We start from the raw sequence: 9,332 nt of genomic DNA, 5'->3' as shown, positions 1-9,332 counted from the left end.
TTCGACGAAGATCGCCCGCGTCGTACGGGGGAAGGTGGCGCGCGTGGCGACTTTGCCCGTCCGGCCAAGCGCGGTTTCGATGACCGTGCACCGCGTCGCTTCGACGAAGATCGCCCGCGTCGTGCTGGCGAAGGTGGCGCGCGTGGCGACTTTGCTCGTCCGGCCAAGCGCGGTTTCGATGACCGTGCACCGCGTCGCTTCGATGAAGACCATCCGCGTCGTACGGGGGAAGGTGGCGCGCGTGGCGACTTTGATCGTTCGGCCAAGCGCGGTTTCGATGACCGTGCACCGCGTCGCTTCGACGAAGACCGCCCGCGTCGTGCAGGCGAAGGTGGCGCCCGCGGTGACTTCGCTCGCCCAGCCAAGCGCGGCTATGACGACCGCGACACTCGCCCGGCGCGTCCCGCACGTGCGCCGCGCGTCGAGCGCGACGACGACGATGACATCAAGGTCCATCACGACGCCGCCGGCTCGCTGCGCCTGTCCAAGCGCATGTCGGAACTTGGCCTGTGCTCGCGCCGCGAGGCCGATGAGTGGATCGCCAAGGGATGGGTCCGCGTCGACGGTAAGGTCGTCACCGAACTCGGCACGAAGATCCTGCCGACCCAGGAAATCACCGTCGTGCAGGCGGCCCGCAAGGAGCAGGCCAATCGCGTGACGATCCTGATGCACAAGCCCGTGGGCTATGTCTCCGGACAGGCCGAAGACGGATACGAACCGGCCGCCGTGCTGATCACGCGTGAGCACCACTGGGCCGAAGACGATGCCGGCGTGCGCTTCTCGCCGTCGCATCTGCGCAGCCTCGCCCCCGCCGGACGCCTCGACATCGATTCGACCGGCCTGCTTGTCCTGACGCAAGACGGTCGCATCGCCAAGCAACTGATCGGCGAGGACTCGGACATCGAGAAGGAGTACCTCGTGCGCGTGTCGTACAACGAGCATGCGCAGAACGTGCAGGCGCACTTCCCGGCCGACCGTCTCGCGCTGCTGCGCCACGGCCTCGAACTCGATGAACAGCCGCTCAAGCCTGCCCAGGTCGACTGGCAGAATCCGGAGCAATTGCGTTTCGTGCTCAAGGAAGGCAAGAAGCGTCAGATCCGCCGGATGTGCGAGCTCGTCGGCCTGCATGTGACGGGGCTCAAGCGCGTGCGCATGGGACGCATCACGCTGGGCAACCTGCCCGTGGGTGAATGGCGTTATCTGCGCCCCGGCGAAGAGTTCTGACCCGCACGCACCGCACCGCCAATGAAAAAGCCCGCCGTAAAGGCGGGCTTTTTTTATGCCGATGTCGACGCCGAGATCACCACGACTGCCGTGCCACGACTGCGCGCGAAGCCATGCCTCATGCGTCGCGCATCAATCGTCGCTCTTGGGATCCAGCCCCGGGAACAGAATTTCGGTGAAGCCGAACTTGCTGAAGTCCGTGATGCGCATCGGGTAAAGCTTGCCGATCAAATGATCGCATTCGTGCTGCACCACTCGTGCGTGAAAGCCCTCGGCGATACGGTCGATGACGCGCCCGTATTGATCGAAGCCTTCGTAACGCAGCATCGAATAGCGGTTGACCATGCCGCGCATGCCGGGCACCGAGAGGCAGCCTTCCCAGCCCTCTTCCATGTCCTGCGTGAGCGGCGTGATGACCGGGTTGATGAGCACCGTTTCGGGCACTTCCGGCGCATCGGGATATCGCTCGTTGTGCTCGAAGCCGAAGATCACCACCTGCAGGTCGACGCCAACCTGCGGCGCCGCAAGCCCGGCGCCATTCGCATGCTTCATCGTGTCGAACATGTCGGCAACGAGCTCATGCAACTCGGGCGTATCGAAGTGTTCCACGGCTTTGGCGATACGCAGCAAGCGCGGATCGCCCATCTTCAGAATGTCGCGAATCATCGATTGTGTCCTCACATCAAAGCGCAGCCAACATCGCGCGCATTGCGTCTTCGTCGAGCACCGGCACACCCAGTGACTCGGCCTTTGCCAGCTTGCTACCCGCTTCCGCCCCCGCCACGACATAGTCGGTTTTCGCGGAGACCGAGCCGGCAACCTTCGCCCCCTTTTCTTCGAGCATGGCCTTTGCCTCGTCTCGCGAGAGCGTCGGCAAGGTGCCCGTGAGCACAAACGTCTTGCCCGCCAACGGCAGCGGTACCACCGCCGCCGGCGCCGATTCCGGCCACGTCACACCCGCCGCCCGCAACTGCTCGATCACTTCCACATTATGCGGCTCGGCAAAGAAATTGGCGATGGACTGGGCCACAATGGGTCCGACGTCCGGCACCGCCAGCAGTTCCTCGGCGGAGGCCGCCATCACGTTGTCCAGCGTACCGAAATGGCGCGCAAGATCCTTGGCTGTCGCCTCGCCCACGTGGCGGATGCCCAACGCGAAAATAAAGCGTGCGAGCGTGGTGTGACGCGCCACCTCGAGCGCCGCGACCAGATTGCTTGCCGACTTGTCGGCCATCCGGTCCAGCGCGGCCAGCTTCGCCACGCCGAGCTTGAACAGATCGGCGGGCGTCCGAATGATCTGCTGGTCGACGAGTTGCTCCACGAGTTTGTCGCCAAGCCCCTCGATGTCGAGCGCACGACGCTGCGCGAAATGCAGCAACGCCTGCTTGCGCTGCGCCGAACAGATCAGCCCGCCAGTGCAGCGCGCGATGGACTCGTCCGGCAGCTTCTCGATCGCCGAACCGCACACGGGACATTCCGTCGGCATGACAAACGCCCGCGCGTCGGCAGGACGCCGTTCGAGCACCGACCCCACGACCTCCGGAATCACGTCGCCCGCGCGGCGCACGATCACCGTATCGCCAATCATCACGTCCTTGCGGCGGATTTCGTCTTCGTTGTGGAGCGTCGCATTCGTGACAGTCGCCCCGCCAACGAATACGGGCGCCAGACGCGCCACCGGCGTGATCGCCCCCGTGCGCCCCACCTGCACTTCAATGTCGAGCAGTGTGGTCAGCGCTTCCTGCGCGGGGAATTTGTGCGCCAATGCGAAGCGCGGGGCACGCGACACGAAGCCGAGACGGTCCTGCTCGTCGCGGCGATTGACCTTGTAGACCACGCCATCGATGTCATAGGGCAGCGACGGCCGCGCTTCGCCCACCGCCCGATAGAACGCAAGCAGTCCCTGCGCTCCCTGCACCACTTCGCGGCGGTCATTGACCGGAATACCCAGCGTGACGTACCAATCGAGCAATGCCGAGTGGGTTTCCGGCATGGGCGCACCAACCAACTCCCCCACGCCGTAAGCAAAGAATGACAACGGACGCTTCGCCGTGATCTTCGAATCGAGCTGGCGCAGGCTACCCGCTGCAGCATTGCGCGGATTGACGAAGACCTTTTCGCCCGCCGCTTCCTGTGTCTGGTTGAGCTTGTCGAAATCGGCACGGAACATCAGCACTTCACCGCGCACTTCGAGCACTTCGGGCGGGTGATCCGCGTTCAGCTTCAGCGGAATCTTCTTGACGGTGCGAATGTTGGCGGTAACGTCCTCGCCTGTCGTGCCGTCGCCACGCGTGGCCGCCTGCACCAGCACGCCGTGCTCGTAACGCAGCGCAATGGCCAGACCGTCGAATTTCAATTCGGCTGCGTACTCGACCGGCGCGCCGAACAAGTCACCGGATGCCGCACCGGCGATGTTCGCGTCGCGCAGGCCATCGGACACACGGCGATCGAACGCTTCGACGTCCTCGTCGGCAAAACCGTTGTTCAGCGAGAGCATCGGCACCCGGTGCACGACCGATGCGAAGCCCTCCACCGGCTTGCCGCCAACGCGCTGCGTCGGTGAATCGGGACGCTGCAATTCCGGGAAATTGGTTTCGAGCGTGACGAGTTCGCCGAAGAGGCGGTCGTACTCGGCATCGGGGATCAGCGGCGCATCGTCTTCGTAGTAGGCGCGATTGTGGCGCGCCAATTCGATACGCAGTTCGTCGGCGCGCTGCGCAGCAGCCGTCGCATCGGCGGCCGTATGGGCGTTCGCGCCCGGACCCGGAACGGAAGTTTGGGACATGCGTGGAGACTCGGGGTACGAGAGATCAGAACATTATGCCTTCGACATGCACACCTGCGCGCCGTCGATAGCGGTAATCAATCGGAACAAAAACGCCGCTCACCCGACGGTGAACGGCGTGCATCGAACCGCTGGCACCGGACAGCGCTTCACACGCCGTTCGCCGCCTTGGAAAGACTCGAAATTACTGGCTGAACAGACGACGCGTGACGGGCGAACCCGCCGGCAGTCCGCGCGCCTCAAGGCGTTCGTAGAGCTTGAGCAGTTGCTTGTCGACGTTTTGCAGTGCAACATCCGACAACGGACGACGCTGGTCGTCGACCACACGCCCGCCAATGCGCTGCCCGATCGAACGCGCGTAATCGCACATCAGGCGGAACGGCAGCAGATCCTCGTCGGCCACCGGCACGTCGAGCAGCATCGTGATCAGGTCACCGCCCTTGTACGTCAGGTCATCGCGCAAGAAATTGGTGTCGCCGAACTGCAGCATGAACACCGGGTTCTGGCGCGCATCGAGCTTGACGAAGCGCATGCCGTCGCGCGAGAGCAGCAAACCGTCCTGCGTCGCCACGGCCTGCACGTAATTGGCGGACCAAGGGGCGCCGTCCGACAGCACGTTCACGGACAGTTGCGCGTCGCATTGCGCCGCGAAGCTGTCCAGGTCACGGCCGCGCGAAACGGTCTCCATCATGTCCGGCAGTTCAGGCAAGGCATCGACAGCGTCGGCGAGTGTCTGGACGAGGTTCGAAAACTCGGAGAACTCGACTTCGTTCAGTGCACCCGCGCGGTTGGCCAGTTGCACGGCCACGCGCAGCTGGTGATACCGGCCGCCGGTGCGAATCAACTCCCACGGCGAATGCTCATCGGCCCGGCCTTCGATGTTGACCGGCTTGCTGCCCGCGCGACGCATGCGCACCGTGAGCGGCATCAGACGCTCGGCCGCAACGACGTTCGCGAGCGGCAACTCGACGATGCAGTCGATGCGCTCGTCGATGACCGCCGGCGGGCCGCTCGGCGTTGCCGGGCGTGCTGCCGCCACGGGGGCAGCAGGCGCGACCGGCGCGGCCGGTGCAGCCGGCACAGCCGGAGCGGCAGGCGCCGGTTCGGCCGCAACGCCATCTGCCGCCCTGGGGACAGGTTCCGCGTCGGCAGCCCCGGCAGCCGTAGCTACAGCGCCGGCCGCAGCCGCATCGACCGTGTCGTCGGCGGCAAGTTCGGCGTCGACACGCGCGACCATGCTCGCGGCAGCGGCTTGCTCCGCATCGCGCGCGGCGTCGTCGTCACGGGCCGACACGTGCGCCGGTTCGGCAGTTGCCGTGTCCGACGCCCCGGAGACATCTGCAGACGCCTCGGCAGCTGCTTGCGCGGCCGCCTCCTGCGCCGCGCGCTTGCGTGCTGCAGGCGGTGCGTCCCAGGCGTCTTCATTGATGGCGAAGGCGTCCTGCACCGACGTGCCGGCCGCCGTTGCCGGCCCCAGCGTCGGTTCACGGCGCTCGCCGGACTGTGCCGGTACGCGCGGCGGCGACAACGTCGGTTCGATAAACGGGCGTTCGTCGTCATCGTCGGGTGTCCCGGCGGTCGCGTCGATTCCAGCGCCGTCGACCGGCATGCGACGCGGGATACGCGCCTTTGCCTTGCTGCCTTGCCAGGCGTTATAAGCCACCACTCCCAGCAGTACCACTACCCCTGCGGCAATCAGGCTCAGCTGCAGTTCATTCATGCGCGGCGTTCCTCTCTCTTCTCCATCGTGGGCGCGGGGTCAGGCGATCTCGGCCAGATTGATCGCAGACTCCATGTCCACTGCCACGATCCGCGACACCCCTTGTTCCTGCATGGTGACGCCGATGAGCTGATTGGCCATTTCCATCGCGATTTTGTTATGCGAAATAAATACGAATTGGGTACGGTCCGACATGCGCGCCACCATCTTGGCGTAGCGCTCGGTGTTGGCGTCGTCGAGCGGCGCGTCCACCTCGTCAAGCAAGCAGAACGGCGCCGGATTGAGCTGGAACATGCCGAACACCAGCGCAATCGCGGTGAGCGCCTTCTCTCCACCTGACAGCAGGTGAATCGTGGAGTTCTTCTTGCCCGGCGGTTGTGCCATGACCTGCACGCCGGCGTCGAGAATTTCGTCGCCGGTCATGATGAGCTTCGCCTGACCGCCGCCGAACAGCATCGGGAACAGCTCGCCGAAATGTTTGTTCACCTCGTCGAACGTGCCCTGGAGCAGCACGCGCGTTTCTTCGTCGATCTTGCGAATGGCGCCTTCGAGCGTTTCGATGGCGTCGTTCAGGTCGGCCGACTGCGCGTCGAGGAACACCTTGCGCTCGCGCGCCGTCTCGAGCTCTTCGAGCGCCGCCATGTTCACCGGACCAAGCGCGTTGATCGCGTTATTGATACGCGTGACTTCGCCTTGCAGATACGACGGCTTCATGTCGCCCGTGAGTTTGGCGGACAGCGCCTCCTCGTCGACTTCGGCGGTCGTGAGCTGTTCGGCGAACTGCTCACGGTTCAGGCGCGCGGCCTGTTCCTTCAACTGCAATTCGGTAATGCGGTCGCGCAGCGGCTGCAGCCCGCGCTCTGCCGCGAGACGTTCCTCGTCGCTCTGACGCAGCTTTTGCGTGAGCGCTTCGAGTTCCATGCGCGCCGCCCCGAGAATCTCCTCCTTCTCGGCGCGCAGCTCGAGCGCGTCCTGCAGACCGTTTTCGGCGGTTTGCTCCGTAATCTGCGCGAGTTCGGCCTGCGCCTGCTCGATCGAGACGACCAGACGCTCGGCCTGTTCCAGCGCCGTCTGGATGTTGCGGCGATGCTCGTTGATCTTGCTGGAAATGCCCTTCTGGCCGTAGGACGCTTCCTGCGCGAGGCGCTCGAGTTCGCGCGCACGATTGCGCGCGTCGGACAACTGGCTGTCGAGCGACTCGAATTCGAGCTGACCGTCTTCGAACGTCGCCTGCAACTCGGCCAGACGCGAATCGCTTTGCTCGAAGTTCGCTTCCGATTCGGCGCGCATCGCCAACTGCTCTTCGATCTGCGCCGCGATTTCGCGCAGCTCTTCATCGATCTGCGTACTGCGCGCGTTGTAGCGTTCGTAGGCTTGTGTGAGCTTGAGCACGTCCATCTGCAACGCGTGCACGCGCTGCGTGGCGCGCTCGGTGCGGCCACGGACCTCGGTCAGCGTCTGCGCTGCCTGGCTGTAGGCCGCCTCCGAACGCACGGCAGCCGACTTGGCTTCGTCCGACAGCAATGCCTGCGCGCGCAGTTGCTTGCCCAGATTCTCGATTTCCTGCTGACGGGCCAGCAGACCCGCTTGCTCCGAGTCGGCCGCGTAGAGCTGCACGCCCACACGCGTGACCTGATGGCCTGCCTTGACGACGATCGACGAACCTTCGGGCAACTCCGCCCGCACGGTCATCGCCTGCGCGAGATCGTCGGCCACGAAGACGTGACCCAGCCACTCCTGCAGCACGGCGCGAAGGCCGGGATCGTCGATACGCAGCAACGAGAGCAGCGGACGCAGCGACGCCGGTGCGTCGAGCGGACGGGCGGCCGGGGGCGGTGAATAGAAGGCGAGCTTGGCCGGCGGCGCATCGCTCGCGAAGGCCTTGACCCAATCGAGATTGCTGATTTCCAGTGCCGCAAGACGTTCGCGCAGCACCGATTCGAGCGCGTTTTCCCAGCCCGGCTCGATATGCAGTTTCTTCCACAGGCGCGGCAGTTGTCCAAGCTCGTGCTTGTCGAGCCAAGGCTGCACCTTGCCTTCGGTCTGCACGCTTTCCTGCAACTGCTTGAGTGCGCTCAAACGCGCTTCGAGCTGGGCGATGGTCGCGGCTTCGGACTGCACGCGGGCCTGCGCCTCGGCACGCTCGGCCTCCAGACGCGGCAACCGTTCCTGCGCTTCGGCCAGCTCGGCCTGTGCGTCTTCGAGCATTGCCTGGTGTTCGGCGAGGTCGGCGCGCTGCATCTCCAGTTCGGCCTCGTCGGGCTTGTCGAGCCCGCGCGCCTCACCCTGCAAACGCTCCTGACGCTGCTGCAACTGCTGCAAAGCCTGATCGGCATTGCGCTGATGCGCCGCTTCCAGTTTCAGACTCTGCTCAACCTGCGCGATCTCGCTACGCTGCTCGTTGAGCAGGTTCTGGGCGTCGCGCCAGCCGGATTCCAGGGCAGGCAGTGCCTCGTTCTGGTCGGCAGCCTGATCCTGCGCGGTCGCAGCCCGCTCTTCGGCGATGATGAGTTCTTCTTCGGCGATCGCGAGTTCTTCTTCCGACTGCGCGGAGCGTGCCTGCCATTGCTCGCGCTGCGAGGTCAGCGCCGCCAGTTGGGCCTGCACGCGATTGCGCGACTCGACTACGTAGCGGATCTCGGCTTCGAGACGGCTGACTTCCGAGTTCGCTTCGTACATCGCGCTCTGCGCGGCCTGCACGGCGTCAGTGGCCGTGTAATGCGCGGCGCGCAGCGTTTCGAGATCGGATTCCGAACCGCGCAAACGCGCCGTCTGCGCCTCGAGATCGACCTGCGCCGATTCGATGGCCCGCTGCTGGCGTTCCTGTTCGTTTTGCGCTTCGTTCTTGCGAAGCAGCCAGAGCAACTGCTGCTTCTCTTCGCCGTCGCGCTGCAAGTCCTTGAAGCGATTGGCGACGACCGCCTGCGATTCGAGTTTTTCGAGGTTCGTGCCGAGTTCGCGCAGGATGTCTTCCACGCGAGTGAGGTTCTCGCGCGTGTCCTGCAGACGGTTTTCCGTCTCGCGGCGGCGTTCCTTGTACTTGGACACGCCCGCAGCCTCTTCGAGGAACACGCGCAGCTCTTCCGGCTTGGCTTCGATGATGCGCGAGATCATCCCCTGCCCGATGATGGCGTAGGCGCGCGGCCCGAGGCCGGTACCGAGGAAGATGTCCTGAATGTCGCGGCGACGCGCCGGAAGATTGTTGATGTAGTAGCTGGAGGTGCCATCGCGCGTGAGCACGCGCTTGACGGCGATTTCGGCGTACTGGCTCCACTGCCCGGCGGCGCGCCCGGCGCTGTTGTCGAACACGAGTTCGACACTGGCGCGGCTCGCCTGCTTGCGGGCGGTCGACCCGTTGAAAATCACGTCCTGCATCGATTCGCCGCGCAGCTCCGAGGCGCGCGACTCGCCGAGCACCCAGCGCACGGCGTCGATAATGTTGGATTTGCCGCACCCGTTCGGGCCGACGATCCCGACCAACTGGCCGGGCACCGCGAAGTTCGTCGGGTCGACGAAAGACTTGAAGCCAGCGAGTTTGATAGAGGTCAGACGCACGGCAGGTTCGCTTTTTCGGTCATTGAATGAAAGGAAAGACTCGTCCTG

At 64.8% G+C, this 9,332-nt stretch carries 6 protein-coding genes; 1 reads left to right on the top strand and 5 read right to left on the bottom strand.

Annotation, left to right across the window (positions count from 1 at the left end; translation table 11 throughout):
- Window positions 1-456, bottom strand: a 456-nt coding sequence (locus ABWO90_RS22185; protein ID WP_353193391.1) for a hypothetical protein, incomplete at its 3' end; no start/stop codon positions are given.
- On the opposite strand from ABWO90_RS22185, the gene ABWO90_RS22180 reads away from it, so the two are divergent.
- Window positions 445-1,224 carry a pseudouridine synthase gene (locus ABWO90_RS22180; RefSeq protein ID WP_353193390.1) on the top strand — a complete coding sequence of 260 codons (780 nt, stop codon included), beginning with the start codon at window positions 445-447 and terminating at the stop codon, window positions 1,222-1,224. The genes ABWO90_RS22185 and ABWO90_RS22180 overlap by 12 nt on opposite strands.
- 132 nt (window positions 1,225-1,356) lie before the next feature.
- Here ABWO90_RS22180 and def read toward each other — a convergent pair whose 3' ends face one another.
- The 4 genes from def to smc form a co-directional block, all read right to left on the bottom strand.
- On the bottom strand, window positions 1,357-1,890 hold the full coding sequence (gene def, locus ABWO90_RS22175; protein WP_353193383.1) for a peptide deformylase: 534 nt from the start codon (window positions 1,888-1,890) through the stop codon (window positions 1,357-1,359).
- 16 nt (window positions 1,891-1,906) lie between these two features.
- Window positions 1,907-4,009, bottom strand: a complete 2,103-nt coding sequence (ligA, locus tag ABWO90_RS22170; protein WP_353193382.1) for an NAD-dependent DNA ligase LigA — start codon at window positions 4,007-4,009, stop codon at window positions 1,907-1,909.
- Window positions 4,010-4,193: 184 nt separating this feature from the next.
- Window positions 4,194-5,729 carry a cell division protein ZipA C-terminal FtsZ-binding domain-containing protein gene (locus ABWO90_RS22165; protein ID WP_353193381.1) on the bottom strand — a complete coding sequence of 512 codons (1,536 nt, stop codon included), beginning with the start codon at window positions 5,727-5,729 and terminating at the stop codon, window positions 4,194-4,196.
- 39 nt (window positions 5,730-5,768) lie between these two features.
- On the bottom strand, window positions 5,769-9,284 hold the full coding sequence (gene smc / locus ABWO90_RS22160) for a chromosome segregation protein SMC (RefSeq protein ID WP_353193380.1): 3,516 nt from the start codon (window positions 9,282-9,284) through the stop codon (window positions 5,769-5,771).
- Window positions 9,285-9,332: the final 48 nt, after the last annotated feature.

The organism is Pandoraea pnomenusa (genome assembly GCF_040391475.1).
GTDB classification, from domain to species: Bacteria; Pseudomonadota; Gammaproteobacteria; order Burkholderiales; family Burkholderiaceae; genus Pandoraea; species Pandoraea pnomenusa_C.
The sequence above is the reverse complement of the archived record's forward strand: the minus strand, read 5'-3'. Positions and strand labels throughout refer to the sequence as shown.